Source organism: Streptomyces sp. NPDC107765 (assembly GCF_055657085.1).
Window position 1 is genome coordinate 270,624 of sequence record NZ_JBVKBL010000011.1, and the last position, 19,858, is coordinate 290,481.

Annotated in this window: 13 protein-coding genes; 6 read left to right on the forward strand and 7 right to left on the reverse strand. The window is 71.8% G+C overall.

Annotated features, from left to right (window positions below; all coding sequences use genetic code 11):
- Positions 1-329: 329 nt before the first annotated feature.
- The gene (locus tag ACZ7MX_RS26230; protein ID WP_472135678.1) at positions 330-2,387 is read left to right on the forward strand and encodes a phosphocholine-specific phospholipase C; all 2,058 of its coding nucleotides are present in this window, start codon (positions 330-332) and stop codon (positions 2,385-2,387) included.
- A gap of 184 nt (positions 2,388-2,571) precedes the next feature.
- Complete coding sequence (locus tag ACZ7MX_RS26235; protein WP_472135679.1) at positions 2,572-3,630, forward strand: aldo/keto reductase; 1,059 nt, start codon at positions 2,572-2,574, stop codon at positions 3,628-3,630.
- Positions 3,631-3,688: 58 nt separating this feature from the next.
- Here the strand turns inward: ACZ7MX_RS26235 and ACZ7MX_RS26240 are convergent, their stop codons facing one another.
- Positions 3,689-4,870, reverse strand: a complete 1,182-nt coding sequence (locus tag ACZ7MX_RS26240) for a L,D-transpeptidase family protein (protein WP_472135680.1) — start codon at positions 4,868-4,870, stop codon at positions 3,689-3,691.
- A 178-nt stretch (positions 4,871-5,048) separates the two neighbouring features.
- Positions 5,049-6,113: a DUF6777 domain-containing protein gene (locus tag ACZ7MX_RS26245; RefSeq protein ID WP_472135681.1), complete on the reverse strand. Its 1,065-nt coding sequence runs from the start codon at positions 6,111-6,113 to the stop codon at positions 5,049-5,051.
- A gap of 524 nt (positions 6,114-6,637) precedes the next feature.
- Here ACZ7MX_RS26245 and ACZ7MX_RS26250 point away from each other — a divergent pair.
- Complete coding sequence (locus ACZ7MX_RS26250) at positions 6,638-7,966, forward strand: streptophobe family protein (protein ID WP_472135682.1); 1,329 nt, start codon at positions 6,638-6,640, stop codon at positions 7,964-7,966.
- Here ACZ7MX_RS26250 and ACZ7MX_RS26255 read toward each other — a convergent pair.
- The 3 genes from ACZ7MX_RS26255 to ACZ7MX_RS26265 are packed head-to-tail and all read right to left on the reverse strand — an operon-like array spanning position 7,963 to position 11,946.
- On the reverse strand, positions 7,963-9,024 hold the full coding sequence (locus tag ACZ7MX_RS26255; RefSeq protein WP_472135683.1) for a serine/threonine-protein kinase: 1,062 nt from the start codon (positions 9,022-9,024) through the stop codon (positions 7,963-7,965). The genes ACZ7MX_RS26250 and ACZ7MX_RS26255 overlap by 4 nt on opposite strands.
- Positions 9,021-9,578 (reverse strand): hypothetical protein, encoded by a 558-nt coding sequence (locus ACZ7MX_RS26260; protein ID WP_472135684.1) that lies wholly within the window; start codon positions 9,576-9,578, stop codon positions 9,021-9,023. The genes ACZ7MX_RS26255 and ACZ7MX_RS26260 overlap by 4 nt, the downstream gene beginning before the upstream one ends.
- Before the next feature lie 16 nt (positions 9,579-9,594).
- Positions 9,595-11,946: an ABC transporter ATP-binding protein/permease gene (locus ACZ7MX_RS26265; protein ID WP_472135685.1), complete on the reverse strand. Its 2,352-nt coding sequence runs from the start codon at positions 11,944-11,946 to the stop codon at positions 9,595-9,597.
- A gap of 452 nt (positions 11,947-12,398) precedes the next feature.
- Here ACZ7MX_RS26265 and ACZ7MX_RS26270 point away from each other — a divergent pair, with 452 nt between their 5' ends.
- Entirely contained in the window at positions 12,399-14,030 is a 1,632-nt protein-coding gene (locus ACZ7MX_RS26270) for a nucleobase:cation symporter-2 family protein (protein WP_472135686.1), read from the forward strand.
- A gap of 72 nt (positions 14,031-14,102) precedes the next feature.
- On the opposite strand, the gene ACZ7MX_RS26275 is transcribed toward ACZ7MX_RS26270, so the two are convergent.
- Entirely contained in the window at positions 14,103-14,828 is a 726-nt protein-coding gene (locus ACZ7MX_RS26275) for a transcriptional regulator (RefSeq protein WP_472135687.1), read from the reverse strand.
- A gap of 655 nt (positions 14,829-15,483) precedes the next feature.
- Between ACZ7MX_RS26275 and ACZ7MX_RS26280 the strand changes: the two genes are divergently transcribed.
- On the forward strand, positions 15,484-17,853 hold the full coding sequence (locus ACZ7MX_RS26280; protein WP_472135688.1) for a glycosyltransferase: 2,370 nt from the start codon (positions 15,484-15,486) through the stop codon (positions 17,851-17,853).
- Entirely contained in the window at positions 17,850-19,043 is a 1,194-nt protein-coding gene (locus ACZ7MX_RS26285; protein ID WP_472135689.1) for an acyltransferase family protein, read from the forward strand. The genes ACZ7MX_RS26280 and ACZ7MX_RS26285 overlap by 4 nt, the downstream gene beginning before the upstream one ends.
- Here the strand turns inward: ACZ7MX_RS26285 and ACZ7MX_RS26290 are convergent.
- Positions 19,016-19,789 carry a TetR/AcrR family transcriptional regulator gene (locus tag ACZ7MX_RS26290; protein ID WP_472135690.1) on the reverse strand — a complete coding sequence of 258 codons (774 nt, stop codon included), beginning with the start codon at positions 19,787-19,789 and terminating at the stop codon, positions 19,016-19,018. The genes ACZ7MX_RS26285 and ACZ7MX_RS26290 overlap by 28 nt on opposite strands.
- Positions 19,790-19,858 lie beyond the last annotated feature (69 nt).

Consider the following 19,858-nt stretch of genomic DNA (forward strand, 5'->3'; position numbering starts at 1 on the left):
TCCACCGCACCGGGCGGCCCGACCCGCCGCAGCGGACCGGCGGTGGCGCCGGGCCGTCCCGTCCGGTGGTTGCCCGGATTCCGGTACGAACCGGGCAGCCACCGGCCCCGGTCACCGAGCGGGCCCGGCGTCCGTCTCTGCCGACCGCTCCGACCAGGGAGTTCGCTGCCCGTACGGCGATCCGACACGCATCTGACACCCCCCCTTCCCTGACGCTCGTTCCTCTTGGAACACTCTGCTGACGCTGTCATCGCACAGCACCTGACACAACCGAACAGCACCGCCCCAACACGCCAGCATTCCCCCCATATCGCGAGGTCCCCAGACTCATGCCTGAACTCAATCGGCGGCGATTCCTCCAGATCGCCGGTGCCACCGCGGGCGTTTCGGCGCTGTCCAGCAGCATCGCCCGCGCCGCCGCCATCCCCGCCACCCGCAGCTCCGGTTCCATCAAGGACATCGAGCACGTCGTGGTGCTCATGCAGGAGAACCGTTCCTTCGATCACTACTTCGGCTCGCTGAAGGGCGTACGCGGCTTCGGTGACCCGCGTCCGGTCATCCTGGAGAGCGGCAAGTCCGTGTGGCACCAGCCGGACGGCGGCAAGGACGTCCTGCCGTACCACCCCGACGCCGACGACCTCGGCATGCAGTTCATCGAGGGCCTCAACCACGACTGGGCCGGCGGTCACAAGGCCTGGAACAACGGCAACTACGACAGCTGGATCCCGGCCAAGGGCACCGGCACGATGGCTTATCTGACCCGCAAGGACATCCCGTTCCACTACGCGCTGGCGGATGCGTTCACCATCTGCGACGCGTACCACTGCTCGATCATCGGGGCCACCGACCCCAACCGTTACTACATGTTCTCCGGCCACGTCGGCAACGACGGTTCCGGCGGCGGCCCGGTCCTGGGCAACGAGGAGGTCGGCTACAGCTGGACGACGTACCCGGAGCGGCTGGAGAAGGCCGGGGTCTCCTGGAAGGTCTACCAGGACATCGGTGACGGCCTGGACGCGAACGGCAAGTGGGGCTGGATCGACGACGCCTACCGCGGCAACTACGGCGACAACTCGCTGCTCTTCTTCAACCAGTACCGCGACGCCAAGCCCGGCGACCCGCTCTACGACAAGGCCCGCACCGGCACCAACGCCAAGCAGGGAGAGGGCTACTTCGACCGGCTCAAGGCCGACGTCAAGGCCGGCAAGCTGCCCCAGGTCTCCTGGATCGCCGCGCCCGAGGCGTTCTCCGAGCACCCCAACTGGCCCGCCAACTACGGCGCCTGGTACGTCTCCCAGGTCCTGGACGCGCTCACCTCCAACCCCGAGGTGTGGAGCAAGACCGCGCTGTTCATCACGTACGACGAGAACGACGGGTACTTCGACCACATCATCCCGCCCTACCCGCCGGCCTCCGCCGATCAGGGCCTGTCCACCGTGGACACCAAGCTCGACTACTTCGGCGGCAACGCCTCCTACTCGGCGGGCCCCTACGGCCTCGGCCAGCGCGTGCCGATGCTCGTCGTCTCCCCCTGGAGCACCGGTGGATACGTCTGCTCCGAGACGTTCGACCACACCTCCATCATCCGGTTCCTGGAGCGCCGCTTCGGGGTGCACGAGCCCAACATCTCGCCCTGGCGGCGGGCCATCTGCGGCGACCTGACCTCGGCCTTCGACTTCTCCCTGGAGAACACCAAGCCGGCCGCGCTGCCGGACACCGACGGCTACCGGCCGCCGGACACGGACCGGCACGACAGCTACGTCCCCAAGCCGCCGGCCAACCCCGTGCTGCCCAAGCAGGAGCCCGGCTCCCGGCCGTCCCGCCCGCTGCCGTACGCACCCCTGGTCGACGGCGCCGGGACCGCGTCCACCGGGCGCTTCACGCTCACCTTCAGCGCCGGCGCCCGTGCCGGCGCCTGCTTCACCGTCACCTCGGGCAACCGCACCGACGGCCCCTGGACGTACACCACGGAGGCCGGCAAGAAGATCTCCGACACCTGGAACACGGCCTACTCCAAGGGCGTCTACGACCTGTCCGTCTTCGGCCCGAACGGCTTCCTGCGCACCTTCAAGGGCGACGGGAAGAAGAAGGGCCCCGAGGTGACGGCCCGTCATGACGCGACCTCCGGGCGCCTGGTCCTCACGCTGACCAACCCCGGCAGCACCGACGCCCACCTCACGGTCACCAACGCCTACGGCGGTGCCGCCCAGACCTACCCGGTCCGCGCCGGCGCCACCGTCAAGCACGAGATCGACCTGCGGGCGAGCAAGCGCTGGTACGACCTGTCGGTCACCTCCGACACCGACAAGACCTTCCTGCGCCGGTTCGCCGGCCACGTCGAGAACGGCCAGGTCGGCGTCAGCGACCCGGCGATCATCACCGGCTGACGGCACACCTGACGGCACACCTGCCGGGGCGCCCGCCGCACACGCGGGCGCCCCGGCACGGCACCGCCCACCGGGGGACGCCCGGTGACACGCGCGCCCCCGGACGCCGATGACGTGCCTTCCAGCGCGCTCCAGCTCCTAGCGTGGCGACCACGACCGGCCAGAGCGGACCGAAGGGAACCACGTGCGCTACACACTGTTCGGCAGGACCGGCTTGCGGGTGAGCGAGCTGAGCCTGGGCACGATGACGTTCGGCGAGGAATGGGGCTGGGGCACCCCCAAGGAGACCAGCGCCCGGATCCTGGACGCCTACGCCGACGCGGGCGGCAACTTCCTCGACACCGCCAACAACTACACCGAGGGCTCCTCCGAGCGGATGCTGGGGGAACTCCTGGAGGGCCGCCGGGACGCCTTCGTCCTGGCGAGCAAATACACCTGCGTCACGCGCAAGGGCGACGTGAACGCGGCGGGCAACCACCGCAAGAACCTGATCCGTTCGGTCGAGGCCAGCCTCGCGCGGCTGCGGACCGACCACCTCGACGTGCTGTGGGTGCACGCCCGGGACAACTTCACCCCGGTCGAGGAGGTCATGCGGGCGCTGGACGACGTGGTGCGGGCGGGCAAGGTGCTCTACATCGGCGTCTCCGACTGGGCGGCCTGGGAGATCGCCCAGGCCAACACCCTCGCCGAACTGCGCGGCTGGACCGCCTTCGCCGGCTCGCAGCTGCGCTACAACCTGCTGGAGCGGACCCCGGAGCGGGAACTCCTGCCGCAGGCCCGCGCCTTCGACCTGGCGGTCCTCGCCTGGGCGCCGCTGGCGGCCGGCAAGCTCACCGGTAAGTACCGCCGCGGCGAACAAGGCCGGCTCACCACCGTCGATTCCGAGGTCGCCCGCGACCACAACGCGGACGAGACCATCGGCACGGTGCTGGAGATCGCCGAAGCGGGCGGCTGGAGCCCGGCGCAGGTGGCGCTGGCCTGGCTGCGCGGCCGGCCCGGCAACATCGTCCCGATCATCGGCGCCACCAAGGAGAGCCAGCTCGCCGACAACCTCGCCAGCGTCGACGTCGAGCTGGACGCGGACGCCACGGCCCGGCTCGACCGGGTGAGCGCGGTGCCGCTGGGCTTCCCGCACGACTTCCTCCGGGAGCCGGGCATCCTGGACACCGTCTACGGCGACCGCTGGCCCGACATCGAGGACCGGCGCTCGACCTACCGCCGTACGGCCGACGGGATCCGCTGACCGGCGCGCCTTCCGGCCCGGACGGTGCCGGTTCCGGAAGGCGCGGCTTCCCCGGTGGCTACTTCAGGGCGCTCCGCTGCTGCCACTGCTGCCAGCTCTCCTGCCAGACCTCCAGGCCGTTGCCGACGTCGGTCTTGTTGGGGTTGGAGGTGCCCTTCACCTCGACGGTGGAGCCGATGGTCAGGAAGTCGTAGACCTTCTTGGCGTCCGAGGTGGTCATGCCGAAGCAGCCGTGGCTGTTGTTGACCACGCCGAGGGACTTGTTCCACGGGGCGGAGTGCAGGAAGGTGCCGGACGCGGTGAGGTGGGTGACCCACTGCGAGTCGAGCATCCACTCGGTGCCGTGGCCGATGGTGGCGGAGTCCATGGTCTCGGCGGCGTTCTTGCTGCGGACGGTGTGCACGCCGCCGCGGGTCGGGTCCTGCGGGGAGCCCGCGGAGCCGGTGATGCTGCCGACGGCCTTGCCGTTCTCGTACATCGTCAGGCGGTGCGCCGGTACGTCGATGACGGCCTTGTGGTCGGCGCCGATGCGGAAGCCGAAGTTGTAGTCGCGGGCGAACCAGCCGCCGGTGTCGCCCGAGTTGACGCCGGACAGCGCGCCCTTGACCGAGACCTTGGTGCCGCTCGGCCAGTAGTCCTTGGGGCGCCAGTCGATCCGGTCCTTGCCGGAGTAGTCCTTGACCCAGCCCCAGGCGCCGGTGACCTTCGGCTGGGTGGTGACCTTCAGCGCCTTCTCGATCTCGGCGCGCCGGTCCTTGGCTATCGGGTGGTCGAAGAGGATCGATATCGGCATTCCGGTGCCGACGGTCTGGCCGCCGCCCGGGGTGTTGGTGAGCTTGTTGATCCGGTCGGCCTTCTCGGTGGTGAAGGTCGAGCTGGCCGCGGCCTTCCGGCCCTGGTCGGAGGTCGTCCGGGTCCGTACGGTGTAGGTGGTCGCCGGCTTGACCTTGCCGTCGGAGGTCCATGACGTACCGTCACCGGACAGCCGGCCGTCGACCGTGCCGCCCTTGTCGTCCTTGACGTCGACCGAGGTCAGCTTGCCGCCGGCGGCCCGCACGGATATCGCCGAGCCGAGCTTGGCCGCCTTGCTGCCGGCGGCCGGCGTGACGGTCACCTTGGCCGGCGGCTCGTCGGCCTTCGTCGAGCCGGCGCCGCCACCGCCGCACGCGGTCAGCAGACCGGCCGCCGCGGCGACGACGGGTATCAACCGGGCGGGGTGGCGGCGGAGTGCGGGGTGCACGGGGGTCCCTCCAAAGCAGAACGCTGACAGTGGCGGGGCCCGGCCCTGGTAAGGGGGGAACCGTCAAGGCTGCCCATGCACCCGCCGCCTATGCAGAGGGTGTGTCCGCTGTGGAGGTTGTCCGCCGCGCCAAAAATTTCAGGACACGGTTCGATATCGAGCGGTGTGCGCCGGGGCGTCAACTGGCCGGGGCCGGGGTCTCCCCGCTCGGGTGGGACTCGTTGCCCGACGATCCGCCACCGGGGGTGGAACCGCCCGGTGTGGAGCCGCCCGGTGTGGATCCGCCGGGGGTCTCACCGCCCGTGGACGACTCACCGCCGGTCGTGCCCTCACTGGGGACGCTCGGTGTCTCGGGCGTCGTCCCGCCCTCGGAACTGGAGCCGCCGGTACTGCTCTCCGGCGGAGACGAACCACCGGGGGGCGGCGTGCCCGGTTCCGTCGTCGGGGAGCCCGGGACGGTCTCGCCCGGTGCGGGCGGTCCGGACGGGCGCATCGAGGCCGGGGGACCGCTGGGCGTCTCCTTCGGCGGGGCCGACGGGTGGTCCGCGGCCACGCCGGTCTCACCCTTGGGGCGCTTGAACCACTGGCCGGTCTTCGGGTTGCGCAGGGTGAATTCCTGGATCTGGGAGTTGGCGGGCGTGACGACGACCGCGTTGGTGGGCTGGTAGCCGGGCCAGGTCTGACCGGTCGTCCTGGCGCCCTTCGCCAGGGCCTCCGGTTCGGTCAGCGGGTTGCCGCACTTGCAGCGCACCCGCGGTACCCCGTAGCTGTCGACGAGGACGGCGGTGCCGGCCTGCAGGACCGACTGGAAGGGGTACGCCTTGCCGTCCTTGTAGCCGTGGTTGGTGACCCGGGTGTCGTAACCCAGCTGTACCGGCGTCATCGACCGCAGGTACGACGGGATGTCACCGGGCGCCTTGTCCAGCGCCCCGGCGAACGCCTGGCGCTTCGCCGGGGCGCTCTCCAGATACGTGATCTGCTTCTCGACGTCGCAGCTCGCGGTGTGCTCGGTGCCGCCGTAGAGGCCCGGCATCGAGCCGGGGATCTGGCTGTTGGTGCCCTGGGAGGGCTTCACGGGGCGGACCGAGGGGGCCGCGCTGGACTCGTTCGCGGTGGATTGGGTGACCGGGTTCGGGCCGGTCGCGTTGGCCGGTTCGGCGAACAGTTCGGCCGAGGCGGAGCCGCCGCCCGGCCGGGTGAGGACGATGGTCAGGATCACCGCCGCGACGACGGCCGCGGCCACGATGGCGACCCGGGGCGCGGAGCGCCACCAGGGGCCGCCGCCCCCGGTTCCGCCGCCCCAGCCGCCGCCCCCGCCGCCCCGGCCCCGGCCGCCCGGGGGCCTCGGCCCTTCCGGCCTGCCGGGTTGCGGCTGGGGGCGCCCGGGCCCGGAGCCCACCTGCGTCGGCTCGCGCGAGGGGCCGGAGGGCCGGCCCGAGAGGGGACCGGTGGGCGGCCCGGTGGGGTGGCTGTCGGGCGGCGGTGGAGATGTCACGGGTCCCTCTTCCGGCACAGGGCCATCCGGCCAGGCGGATGTGGTGCTGTTTGTTCCCCTTATAGGCAATTGTCTGCCTCAGATCGGCGCCGTCCGCAAGCGGGGCGACGAGGACGCGCACGCGACGAGGACGCGCACGCGACGAGGACGCGCACGCGACGAGGACACGTGCGGCAGGGGGAGTGCCTTCGGTGGCGGGTGGGCTCGACCGATGAGGTAATTGCGGCAGTTGTTGCCATTGCTGAATGCCGGGGAAGGTGAGGAGGCGGCGCGTGAGCCAGATCCGAGGCCCCGCCCCGGCCGGTCCCGGACCGGTCCGCCCCGGCGGCGCACCGGCCGCCCTCCGGGCCTGGGGGCAGGCCCTCGGTGCGGCCGCGGCCGGCCTCCTGACCATGCTCGTGGTCGCCGCGCTCGGCCTGTGGGCGGCCGGCGCCACGGGCCTGCCCGGCGGGGCGTTCCCCTCCGTCGTCGCGGCCGCCGTCGTGGTCGCCGCCGGCGGCTCGATCGGCCTGACCGGTGACGCCGGGATCATCGTCCAGGCGGAAGCCGCGCTCGACGTCGTACCGCTCTCGGTCACGCTGGCCGGTGCGCTGGTGACCGCCGCCGTCTTCCTGCTGCCGCTGCGCCACCGGGCGGTGGCCGGCACGACGGAACTGCTCGCCCGGGTCGCCCGTACGGCCGTGTGCTGGCTGGTCCTGCTGCTGCTGATCGGGCTCGCCGCCCGGCACAGCTTCCGGATCTCGGTGGGCAACGACCTCGCCGACGAAATCGGCGCCGAACTCGGCACCACCCCCACCGTCGGCTTCCGCCCCGACCTGGCCGCGACGCTGGGCTTCGGGCTGCTGTGGGTGCTGGCGGTGCTCGCGCTGACCTTCCTGGTCGCCCGCCGCGCCCCGCTCTCCTCCCGGCTGCTGCACTACCAGGACTCGCTCCGGCCGCCGGCCTTCGCCATGGTGCTGACCCTGCTGGTCTACGTGGCGATCGCGCTGGTCGTCGCCGTCATCGAGCTGATCACCGGCGACCACCCCAGGGACACCCTCGCGGTGGTCTTCCTCGGTCTGCCCAACCTCGCCTGGACGGCGCTGGGCATCGGGACCGGCGGCGGCTGGACGGGCCATGTCGACAAAGCCATCGGGCTGCCCCTGCCGCACGTCCTGGACCAGCTGCTGCGCACCCACGAGCAGGGCACCCTCGACCTCGGGTCGCTCGCCCAGCAGGACGGCCGTGCCTGGTGGCTGCCGGTGATCGCGGCGGTGGTCCTGCTGACCGCCGCGTTCCTGGCCGCGGTCCGCTCCCCGGCCCGGCGGCCGGCCTGGCGGCACGCCGTGGAGCTGGCGGTGGCCCTCGCGCTGACCCTGTTCGTCGTCGGCATGCTCACCCGGGTCCACGCCCACTACGGGCTCTCCCTGATCGGCATCGGCGACCTCGGCGGCAACCTGGGCGGCCAGGTCACCCTGCAGCCCCAGCTCCTCCGGCTGGTGGGCGTCGGCGCCGCCTGGGGACTGGTCACCGGTTTCCTCGGCAGCCTCCTGGCCCGGGGCGTACGGCACCGCGGCGAGGTACCGGACGACGGCCCGGGCCGCTACCCTCCGGGCCGCTAGTGCGTCCGGCCCCGGAACACCGGGGCCGCCCAGGGCGGCGGGGGCGGCGGTGCCGTACCGAGGCGGTCGCTCCCGGCCGCCTGGCTGCCGGCCGCGACCGGCCCGGTGTCCACCTGGGTCCGCTGATGATCCTCCGGGGGCGGCGTCTTCTTGGGGGGCGGCGCGGTCCGCCCGGCCGCGCGCAGCGCCGCCACGAAGCCCCGGCAGGTCTCGTAGCGGTCGTCCGGCGTCTTGGCCAGCGAGCGGGTGAAGACCGGGTCGACGGCCGGCGGCAGGTCCGAGCGCAGGGTGGTGAGGACCGGCGGCGCGGCGTTCATGTGGGCCCACAGCAGCGCCATGTCGTCCTCCCGCCGGAACGGCGGCGCACCGGTCAGCATCTCGAAGACCACGCAGGCCAGGCTGTAGACGTCGCACCGGCCGTCCACCGGCCGGCCCGAGATCTGCTCGGGCGCCACGTAGTCCAGCGTGCCGACGAACTGGCCGACCCGGGTGAGCCCGGTCAGCGACAGCGACTTCTTCGTCAGTCCGAAGTCGGTCAGATAGGCGTGCTCGGGGCGGTCGCTGTCGGTCCCCTCGGCGATCAGGATGTTGCCCGGTTTGACGTCCCGGTGGACCAGGTCGTGCGCATGCGCCGCGTCCAGCGCGGAGGCCACCTGCAGCGCGATCCGGCAGGTGGTCTCCAGCGAGAGCGGCCCCTCCCGGCTCAGCAGTGCCGCCAGGTCCTTGCCCTGGACGTACCGCATCGCGATGTAGAGCATGCCCTCGGTCTCGCCGGCCTCGAAGACCGGCACGATGTGCGGATGGTCGATCGCCGCGGCCACCCGCGACTCGTGCGCGAACCGCTGCCGGAAGCTGTCGTTGCGGGCGAGCTCGGGCGCCAGCAGCTTCACCGCCACGGTCCGGCCGAGCCGCAGGTCCTCCGCCCGGTAGACCACCGCCATCCCGCCCCGGCCGATCTCGTCCTGCAGCAGGTACTCGGCGATCCGGCGCCCGCGCAGCCCCGACGAGTCGGGCGCCGTGGTGCGCGACCGGTCCCGCTCGTCCGGTGCGCCGTTCACAGGTACTCACCCGGCGGGGGAGTGGCCGACTGGGAGGTGGCCGGTGTGTCGTCCTCGCCGCTCCGCGACGACGGCCGGGACGCCACCGCGTACGTCTGCAACGCCACCCCGTCGCAGTAACACCACCGCTCGTGCCGGGCGTCGTACAGCCAGAGCGCGTCGCCGTCCACGACCATCCCGATCCGGTGGCCGCGGGTCCGCTCGGCGAACGACTCCCCGTCCAGCTTCCCGGCCATCAGCTCCTCGACCAGCCGCCGGTAGCGGACCAGCGCGCTCTCCGCCTCGCCCAGCAGCGGCCGCGGGTCGGCGGTCCGGGCGGCGGGCTGGGCGGCCGACGGCGGATCGCGCGGGATCGCCAGCAGCAGCCGTCCGTCCACCCAGGCCGACCAGCCGTTGGAACACAGCGCCAGCGCCCAGTCGCCGCGCCGCTCCAGGACCTGGACCGGCAGCAGCGGGTCGAGCGGTGCGCTCGGCATGGTCGCATCGGGAGCCGACCACGTCGCCATACCCTCCGGCGGGACGACATGGCTGGGGAGGAACGCGGGGGCGGTCACAGGCGGCTCCTCGCTGCTATTGGCGCATGATCTCGGGTTCGTGCCGCCGCAGCAGCCGGGTGACCACGAAGCCCGCGACCAGCGAGAGCACGACCATCATGCCCATGTCGAGCAGCCAGATCCCGGCGGTGTGCCGGAACAGCGGGTCCGCGGTGCTGGAGTCCGGCAGCAGCCGGTGCAGGTCGATGGTGCCCGCCATGGCGCCCAGAGCCCACCGCGAGGGCACCAGCCACGCCAGCTGCTCCAGCCCCGGCACGCCGTTCAGCTTGAGCAGCGCACCGCAGAACACGACCTGGACGATCGCGAGGAGGACCAGCAGCGGCATGGTGACCTCCTCCTTGCGCACCAGTGCGGACACCACCAGGCCGAGCATCATGGCGGTGAACGCCAACAGCGCGACGGCGAGGATGATTTCGATCAGGGCGGGCAGCAACACCCCTTTGCCGCCGGGTGCGTTCAGCCTCACCCCGGTCAGCGCGACCAGCGTCAGTACCACCGCCTGGACGACCGTGATCAGCCCGAGCACCAGCACCTTGGACATCAGGTACGCCGAGCGGGACAGGCCGACGGCTCTCTCCCGTTGGTAGATCGTCCGCTCCTTGACGAGTTCGCGCACCGCGTTGGCGGCACCGGTCAGCACCGCCCCGACGCACAGGATCAGCAGGGCGTTGAGCGCGGTGTCCGGCGTGAGCGAGGACCCGGCCAGGGCGTGCGCCATCGCACCCATCACGAACGGCAGCGCGACCATGATGATCAGGAAGGTCCGGTCCGCGGTCAGCGCCGCCGCGTACCGGCGCACCAGCGTGTGCAGCTGGGCGCCCCAGCTCTGCGGCTTGTGCGCGGCCACCGATCCGGTCGGCGCCTCCGGGGCGTGCGGCGGCTGGTGGGTGTCCATCGCGATGTAGTGCCGGTGCTGCGGGGAGGCCCGGTACGTGCCCGCCCAGTCCCGGTCGAGTTCGTTCTCGAAGGCCTCGAACGCCTCCGGCCACTGGGTGTACCCGAAGTACGGCAGCGCCTCCTCCGGCGGCCCGTAGTAGGCGATGGTCCCGCCCGGCGCCAGGACCAGCAGCCGGTCGCAGACGTCCAGGCTGAGCACGCTGTGGGTGACGACGATGACCGTGCGGCCGTCGTCGGCCAGGCCGCGCAGCATGTGCATCACCGACCGGTCCATCCCGGGGTCGAGCCCGGAGGTCGGCTCGTCGAGGAAGAGCAGCGAGGGCTTGGTGAGCAGCTCCAGCGCCACGCTGACCCGCTTGCGCTGCCCGCCCGACAGGCTGTGGATCGGCTGGTCCACCCGGGCGTCCAGGCCCAGTTCGTGGATCACCTCGTCCACCCGGGCCTGCCGTTCGGCCTTCGCGGTGTCCTCGGGGAAGCGCAGCTGCGCCGCGTAACCGAGCGCCCGGCGCACGGTCAGCTGCAGATGCAGGATGTCGTCCTGCGGCACCAGCCCGATGCGCTGGCGCAGTTCGGCGTAGTCGCGGTAGAGGTCGCGGCCGTCGTAGAGCACCGTGCCGTCGTCCGCGGGGCGCAGCCCGGTCAGCGCGTTGAGCAGCGTCGACTTGCCCGCGCCGCTCGGGCCGACCACGGCGAGCAGCGTCCGCTCACCGACCGGGAACGACACCCGGTCCAGCAGCGTCTTCTCCGTCCTTCGGCCGCCGTCGACCCGGACGGTCAGGTCCTGGACGTCCAGCGAGACCTCGCCGGTGTCGATGAACTCCTGCAGTTCGTCGCCGACCAGCGCGAACGCGGAGTGTCCGATGCCGATGATGTCGCCGGGGATCAGCGGGGCCCGGTCGACCGGCTGGCCGTTGAGGTAGGTGCCGTTGTGGCTGCCCAGGTCGACGATCTCGAAGCCTTCCGGGCCGGCCCGGAGCTCGGCGTGCCGGCGGGAGACCGACAGGTCGTCGACGACCAGGTCGTTGTCGGGTGCGCGGCCGATCCGGGTGGTCCGGGCGGCCGGGATCGGCCGCACGGAACTCGGGCTGCGGAAGGTGTGGGTGCCGGCGGGGTGCGAGACGGCGGACGGCCGCCGGACCGGCTCCGGGCGGGGTACCTGGGAGAGCACCGCGCAGGGCCCGTCGGCGGGGTTCCCGAACCGGATCACGCTGCCCGGTCCGACCCCGGTCTCCTGGACCCGCCGCCCGTCCGTGAAGGTGCCGTTCGTACTGCCCTCGTCCCGCACCGTCCAGTGGCCGGCCTCGGCCCGCAGCACCGCGTGGTGCCAGGAGACCCGGGCGTCGCCCAGCACGACCTCGCTCTGCGGATCCCGCCCCACGTGGTAGATCCGGGCGGGATTCATGACCTGGGTGCCGCCGTCGGACTCGACGACGAGCTCGGGCGCGGTGGGCGTCTCCGGCCGCTCAGCCATACCAGGATTTTACGGCGGCGGCCCGGGCCCCGCCCGTCCGCGCCCGGCCGCGGCCGTCGTCCATATCGCCGCCCTCGCGACAAAGGCCCTGGCAAGGCTGCCGTCCAAAAGGGAAATTCACGCGGTGATCCCGCTTTATATGCGCGAAGGACGGCTTTATGAGGGCTTTATGCGAGCGAACGCCGCCGGTTACTCGCGAGGAAGGCCGAAGGTCAACTAAGGTGAGCGATCCGATTGGCCGCCACCCGCAAATTCCAAGGAAATGCCGGACATTGCTGCGCTGATCGAAGGAAGTCCTGCCGAACCAGGACGCAATGTGCAGCGCAGGGCTACGTGGTGTCGGCAACACCGGTTCAACGTCGGCTTTGTAAGACCCAGCCGGCCCGTCCGTTCACCGGGACGCGACGGCGCCGGTCCTTCTTATTCACCTACCTCGTGAAGGCAAGGCAGAGATGGCACGAGTCTCCCGACAGCATCACCCGCAGTTCCCGAACCAGAGCACGCATCCGGTCGACGAGGTGCTCCCCGTCGGCAAACTCACCCTCTACGGTTTCCAGCACGTCCTCGCCTTCTACGCGGCCGCGGTCATCGTCCCGATCCTGCTCGGGAACGCCCTGGAACTCTCCCACGAACAGCTCATCTACCTGATCAACGCTGACCTCTTCACCTGCGGCATCGCCTCGATCATCCAGGCCCTCGGCGTCTGGAGGATCGGCGCCAGGATGCCGCTGGTCCAGGGCGTCACCTTCACCGCCGTCTCCCCGATGATCGCCATCGGCCAGGGGGCGGGCGGCGGCACCGCGGGACTGCTCGTCGTCTACGGCGCGGTGATCACCGCGGGCATAGCGACCTTCCTCTTCGCGCCGTTCTTCAGCAAGCTGGTGAAGTACTTCCCGCCGGTCGTCATCGGCACCATCCTCACCATCATCGGCATGACGCTGATACCGCAGGCCCTGCAGGACGCGGCCGGCGGTGCGCAGTTGATCGGCAAGCCGGAATACGGCGACCTGAAGAACCTCGGATACGCCCTGGGAACCCTGCTGTTCATCCTCGCCGTGGTCCGGATCGGCAAGCCGTATCTGAGCAGCCTCGCCGTGCTGCTCGGCCTCGTCGGCGGCACCGCGGTCGCCTGGGCCTGCGGCGACGTGGATTTCAGCGCGGTGCAGAACGCCGACTGGTTCGGCGTCAGCACGCCCTTCCACTACGGAATGCCGAAGTTCGAGCCGTTCCCCATCATCGCGATGGTCGTCGTCATGCTGATCACGATGGTGGAAACCACCGGTGACGTCTATGCCATCGGGGAGATCACGCGGAAGCGGGTGGACAACGACACGGTCGCCCGGGCGCTGCGCGCGGACGGTGTCGCGACCCTTCTCGGCGGTCTTTTCAATTCCTTCCCCTACGTGGCATTCGCCGAGAACATCGGTCTGGTGCGGATGTCCCGGGTCATGAGCCGGTACGTCGTGGTCGCGGCCGGTGTCTTCATGATCGCCCTGGGCCTGCTGCCGAAGGTCGGCAGCCTGGTCGCCGCGATCCCGCACCCGGTGCTCGGCGGTGCGGCGATCTCCATGTTCGGCATGGTCGCCACCGTCGGCATCCAGATCCTCGGCAAGGTGGACCTGCGCGAGGAGCGCAATGCGCTGATCCTGGCGGTCAGCCTCGGCGCCGCGATGCTGCCGACCGCCGTCGCCCCGTTCTTCGAGCGGATGCCGGAGGGCGTCCGGGCGGTCCTCAACAGCGGTATCACGCTGGGCGGTCTGACCGCGATCCTGCTGAACCTGCTCTTCAACGTCTTCACCCGCCGCAACTCGGTGGAGATCGACTGGGACGAGATGGAGGACGACGGGGAGCCGGCGGACGCGGCGTACCCCTCGCCGGCCGGCCACGACCCGGTGGGCGCCGCCGACCCCCTGGGTGTCCCCGGCCCGGCGGCCGCCCCGTACGACCCGCAGGGCCCGGTCGCGCATTTCCCGCCCGACCCGGCCCAGCATTTCCCGCCGCCCGGCCCGGCCCGGCACTTCCCGCAGCACCCGCAGGGTCCCCAGAGCCCCCAGGGCCCGCACTGGGACATGCCGACGCATTGAGCGCGGCCCCGGACGCGCGGCGGGCGGGGAAGGGCCCGCACCCCTCCCCGCCCGCCGCGCTCCCGGAACCGTCTAGTAGGCCGTCACGGTGTTGAACGGCGGCGCCTCGCCGGCCTCGCCGATCAGCTCCCAGAAGTGGTCGGCCAGCCGGCGCAGGTACGCCGACCGTTCGGCCGCGACCTCCTTGAGGCGGGAGTCGTCGTTGCGCGCCACCAGGTGCCCCATGTAGCGCTCGGAGAACTCCGCGAACTCCGCGTGCATGGTGCGCAGCGCGTCGCTCACCCGGGTCTTGTTCAGCGTGGTGATCTCGGTGACCGGTCCGACGTGTGCCTTCCAGCGGCCCTCGATGGCCGACCGCAGGTGCCCGGCGAGTTCCTCGTCCCGTCCCATCACGCCGATCAGCTTCCGCAGCGACAGGCCCAGCGCCTCCACCAGGGCCTTTGTCTGGCGGTAGTCACCGTCCCACCGGTTCGCGGCCTCCGCCGCCCGGTAGGCCGCCGGGTCCATGCCGATCAGCTGGGCCAGCCGCTCCACGCCGACCTGACGGGCCATCCGGTGTTCGGCCAGGGTCCGCGGCTCGACGCCCATCAGCACGGTCGGCGGGCACCACAGGACGTCCGCGAGGGCGAACAGCTGGACCTCGGTGGGCACCTGGGAGCCGTACTCCCAGGCCTCGATGAGCTCGGGCCGGACCGGCGCACCGCAGGCCGTCATGGACTGGGCGACCTGAGCCGTGGTCAGGCCCACGCGGGCCCGCGCGGATCTGGCCTCTGCAGGGGAAAACGGAGTGCTGTACACGTGCGGGACACCTCGCTGCACCCGGCGCTGAAGGGTGCTTTGGGGGAGGGGAGATGGAGGAACATCCAGGAGCGGGCAGATTAACAGATCGTCCATATGTACGAACCTCCATTTCCCCTTCGACTCGAAGGCGCCGGGACTGTGCGAGGCGTCGGTGCGTCAGAAGTGCACGATCTGTCCTATTTCCCTCATCAACTCGCTTACTGGGTATAGCCGATGACCCGGTGCTTACCGGGCGGTAGCGCACAACGAATCGGCTGGGACGACGCGGCGTAATAAGAGCGTTACGCGGATGAAGGTGCGGTGTCACAGTGAACCCCGAGGCTGGCGTTGCCGACCGGTACGCGTGGCGGACCGGCCGGCCGCACCACCTGACATCCGGTCCTCCCCCCACAATCCGATCAGGATGGGACCCTCATATGCGAGCAATGCAGGAACGCCGCGATGCGTTCCGAGGCTTGGAGGCTGCATCAGCAGCCGTGCGTCCGCGCGTCGTCGTCCGTCCCGCGGAGAGACGGACATCCCCGACGACCGCGGCGATCCGCATGTCATGCATCTGACAGCCCACTGAACCGGCTGACCGGTCCGAGGCCGCCGCACGTCCGGCGCCCGGGCCCGCTTTCGCATGTCTCCTTGCACGAAAGGACATTCCCAGGTGCTCACTTCGCACCACGACAACCCCCAGGGCTCACCCACGGCCCTGCTCGACGACGCACTCGACCCCACGACGCACGTCCTCGTCGTCGGCGCCCCAGGACCGCGCCTGGAACGCCTCACCCGGACCCTGCGCGCCACCGGCCACGACGTCACCCACGCCCCGCCCGGCGAGGTCGATCGGCGGATGGGCCACGCGCACCCGGACGCCGTCGTCGCCCTCGACGACCCTTACGGGTACGCCGTTCCCGGCACGGCCGCGGACCACGAAACCGGTCTGGAGGTGATCCGCGAGGTCCGCACCGCCCCCGCCGGGCGGGCGCTGCCGCTGCTCATGGTCACCGCCACCCCGGAGCCCGCCGACGTCGTCGACATGCTCCGCCAGGGCGCCGACGACTGCATACCCGAGTCCTCCGACCCGGTCGAACTCTCCGCCCGGATCGAGGCCAAGCTCCGCCGCGTCCCGGTCCCCGTCGAGAGCCTGCTGCGCGACCCGCGCACCGGCCTCTACTCCCAGCCGCACTTCCTGGACGAGCTCGACCGCGAGCTCCAGCGTCCGGAGGCGGCCCGGCACGGCGGGGTGCTCGCCGTCGTAGGGGTCGCCGAGATGGCCGCCCTGGAGGCCCGGCTCGGTCCGCGGGTCCGCCGGGAGGTCGCCGAGCGGCTGGCCGGCGTGGCAGAACGGCTCGGCAGCTTCTGCGACCGGCTCGGCCGGGACGACGACGGCCATCTGCTGATGCTGCTGCCCGGCGTCGACGAGGAGACCGCCCGGCGCGGCCTCACGAAGTTCGCCGCCACCGTGGCCGGCACCCGCTTCATCGTCGCCGACGAGAACGTCCGCCTCACCCCGGCCATCGGCTGGCTGCCGCTCACCGGCTGCGCGACCGGCACCCAGGCCACCGCGCAGGCCCTGGACGCGGTGCAGGAAGCGCTCCGCCACCGGGACCTGCGGCCGGTCCGGTACGCGCCCTGGATGCGCGGCACCCCGCACCGGCACCGCCGGCTGCCGCTCGGCGCGCTGATCCGGCCCGCCCTCTCGGCGCTCTCCCCGGTCCTGGCGCTGCTGCTCGGCGTCGCGGTGCCGTTCCTGCTCTACCAGCAGGCGTACACGCTCGGCTGGGACCTGGGCTCGGCCATGTACTGGGTCGTGGTGGGCGGACTGGTGCTCTCGGCGCTGCTGATCGTCCTGGAGTGCCTGTTCTCGCTCGACGCGACGGCCCGGCCGGCGGAACCCGGCGCGCCCTATCCACCGGCCAGCGCGGTCATCGCGGCGTACCTGCCCAACGAGGCCGCCACCATCGTCGACACCGTGGAGTCGTTCCTCCGCCTCGACTACCCCGCCGAGCTGGAGATCGTGCTGGCGTACAACACGCCGCACCCGCTGCCGGTCGAGGACACCCTGCGCGAGATCGCCGTCCGCGACCCGCGGCTGGTGCTGCTGCCGGTCGCCGGCTCGACCTCCAAGGCACAGAACATCAACGCCGCGGTCACCCGGGTCCGCGGCGAGTTCGTCGGCATCTTCGACGCCGACCACCACCCCGCACCGACCGCCTTCAAGGATGCCTGGCACTGGCTGTCCAACGGCCACGACGTGGTCCAGGGCCACTGCGTGATCCGCAACGGCGAGAGCTCGCGGGTGGCCGAACTGGTGGCGGTGGAGTTCGAGGCGATCTACGCGGTCAGCCACCCGGGCCGCACCCGGCTCTACGGCTTCGGCGTCTTCGGCGGCTCGAACGGCTTCTGGCGCACCGACCTGCTCGCCCGCACCCGGATGCACGGCTCGATGCTCACCGAGGACATCGACTCGACGCTGCGCGCCCTGGGCGAGGGCGCCCGGTTCGCGGTCGACCGCACCCTGATCTCCCGCGAGTTGGCGCCCACCACCCTCAAGGCGCTGTGGAACCAGCGCTCCCGCTGGGCGCAGGGCTGGCTCCAGGTCTCCCTCAAGCACCTGTGGCGGGGCCTTGCGTCACCGGTGTTCACGGTCCGTCAGAAACTGGGACTGTTCGTGCTGCTGGGCTGGCGGGAGGTGCAGCCCTGGCTGACCCTGCAGATCCTGCCCATCCTGCTGTACTCGGCATGGAAGGCAGGCGGCTTGGCGCACCTCGACTGGGCCGTGCCGGTGTGCGTGCTGGCCGTGCTCTTCACCCTGGCGGCCGGCCCGGTGCAGGCGCTCTTCGCCTGGCGGCTGGCGGTGCCCGAACTCCGCTCGCGCCGCCGGTGGTTCTGGTCGTACTTCCTCGTCTCGACCGTCTTCTACAGCCACTTCAAGAACATGGTGGCCCGGCAGGCGCACCTCAAGGAGGCACTGGGGGACCGGCAGTGGCGGGTCACCCCGCGCGCCGCCGCGAAGGCGGTGGCCCCCCGATGAGCACGTCGGCCGCCGCGCCGCCCGGCAACCGGGCCGGCGCCATCGACGGCTTCCGCGGACTGGCCGCACTGAGCACCGTCGCCTTCCACGTGTGGCAGCAGTACTTCCGTTACGACGCCGGCGGCAGCCACCCGCCGGTCGACGACCCGCTGGTGGGCGCGGCCCTCTCGCTCGAGGTCATCGACCTGTTCTTCGTGCTGTCCGCCTACCTGCTGACGCTGTCGTACGCGCGGGCCGCGATCGACGGGCGCTCGCTCCGCCCGGCCCGGCTGTTCCTCTTCCGGCGCGCGATCCGGATCCTGCCGCTGTACGTGCTGGCGGTCCTGGTCGTCTGGGCGAGCCGTAACCCGTCCCTGCCGGGCAACTGGCGGGACCTGGTGGAACACCTCACCTTCACCCATGTCTTCGACCGGCAGCGGATCTTCTACACCCTGGGCCCCACCTGGTCGCTGTCGCTGGAGGTGCTGTTCTACGCCGTGCTGGTGGCGCTGGGTCCGCTGGCCGTACGGGCCTGCCGGCCGCTGCGGCGACGCGGCAGCCGGGTGGCGCTGTGCGCGGCGGGCTGCGCGGTGCTGTACGCCGTGCCGCTCGCCTGGATCGCCGTCGCCCACTACGGGTTCGGGGTGCCGCACACCGACTGGGTGGTGTACTTCGGTCCGCAGGCCCGCTTCGGCGGGTTCGCGGCCGGGATGGGGCTGGCCGTCGCGACGGCCGCGCTCGGTGACCGGGGCCGGCTCGGTCCGCGCGCCGCGCTGCTGCCGGCCGGGCTCGCGCTGGCCGGGCTGTTCGCGCTCTCGCTGGACTCCGGCCCGGAGAACTTCACCTTCACCTTCTACCACCCGATCGCCTCGGTGCTGTGGGTGGTGCTGATCTTCAGCACCCTCCACGTACGCCAACCCCCGCGCTGGCACCGGCTGTTGACCGCCCGCTGGCTGACCGCCGTGGGACTGGTCAGCTACAGCATGTTCATCTGGCACGAACCGGTGATGCTCCAGCTGCACAACGCCGGGCTGCTGCCCGGTGGCCGGGCGGGCTTCTGGCCCGCCCTGCTGATCGTGTTCCTGGCGGCGCTGCCGGTGGCCGCCGCGAGCTACTGGCTCGTCGAGTACCCGGCGAGCCTGCTGGCCCGGCTCAAAGACAGCCGCGGGCGGCCGCGGGAGTTCTATCCCGAGCCCGCCGCGTCCCGCTGACCGCCCTCGCCCGGACCGTCGCCGGGGACCTGCGCCGTATGCGCCCGGTCCCCGGCGAAGATCCGTTCCAGGTGGTAGTCCAGGGTGCGCCGGACGTCCGCCAGCGAGCGGCGGTGGTGCAGTACGTCGCCGCCCAGCCCGATCGCCCCGGAGACCAGCAGATCGGCCTCGCGCCACGGGTCGAGACCGGGGGCGGTCCGCCCGGCGTCGCGGGCCGCCCCGATCAGGTCCGCCACCAGCCGCTCCAGGGGCTGCTCGGCGGCCAGGAAGACCGCGGCGAGCGCCGGATCGGTCAGGCTCCGGGCGTAATAGGCCGCGAACACCCGTAGTGCCGTGGCCCGTTGGGCGTCCAGCGGCAGGAACTCCTCCAGGACGGCGCGGAGTACGGCGCGCGGATCGGCCGGGTCCTGGCGGAACCGGGACCGGGCGATCCGCTCGTTCTCCTCGTGCAGCAGGTGCAGCGCGTCGACCAGCAGCCGGTGCTTGCTGTGGAAGTGGTACTGGACGGCGCGCAGCGACACCCCGGCCTCCGTGGCCACCTCCCGCAGGCTCGCCGCGTGCAGCCCCCGCTCGGCGGCGATCCGCCAGAGCGCCTCGGCGATCTGCCGGCGGCGCCGGGCGTGCGCGGCGGAACCGGCCGGCGGCGCGGCCGGGGGAGCGGGCGGCTGCTTGCGCCGCCGGTACGCCTTGGCCTGGCAGCTGCGCGAGCAGTACACGGCCGGCCGCCCGCGCCCGGCCGGTGCCATCCCCGTACCGCACATACGGCACGCGCGACCGGTCCCCCCGGCCTTTTCCTCACGCACAATTCCCCTCCA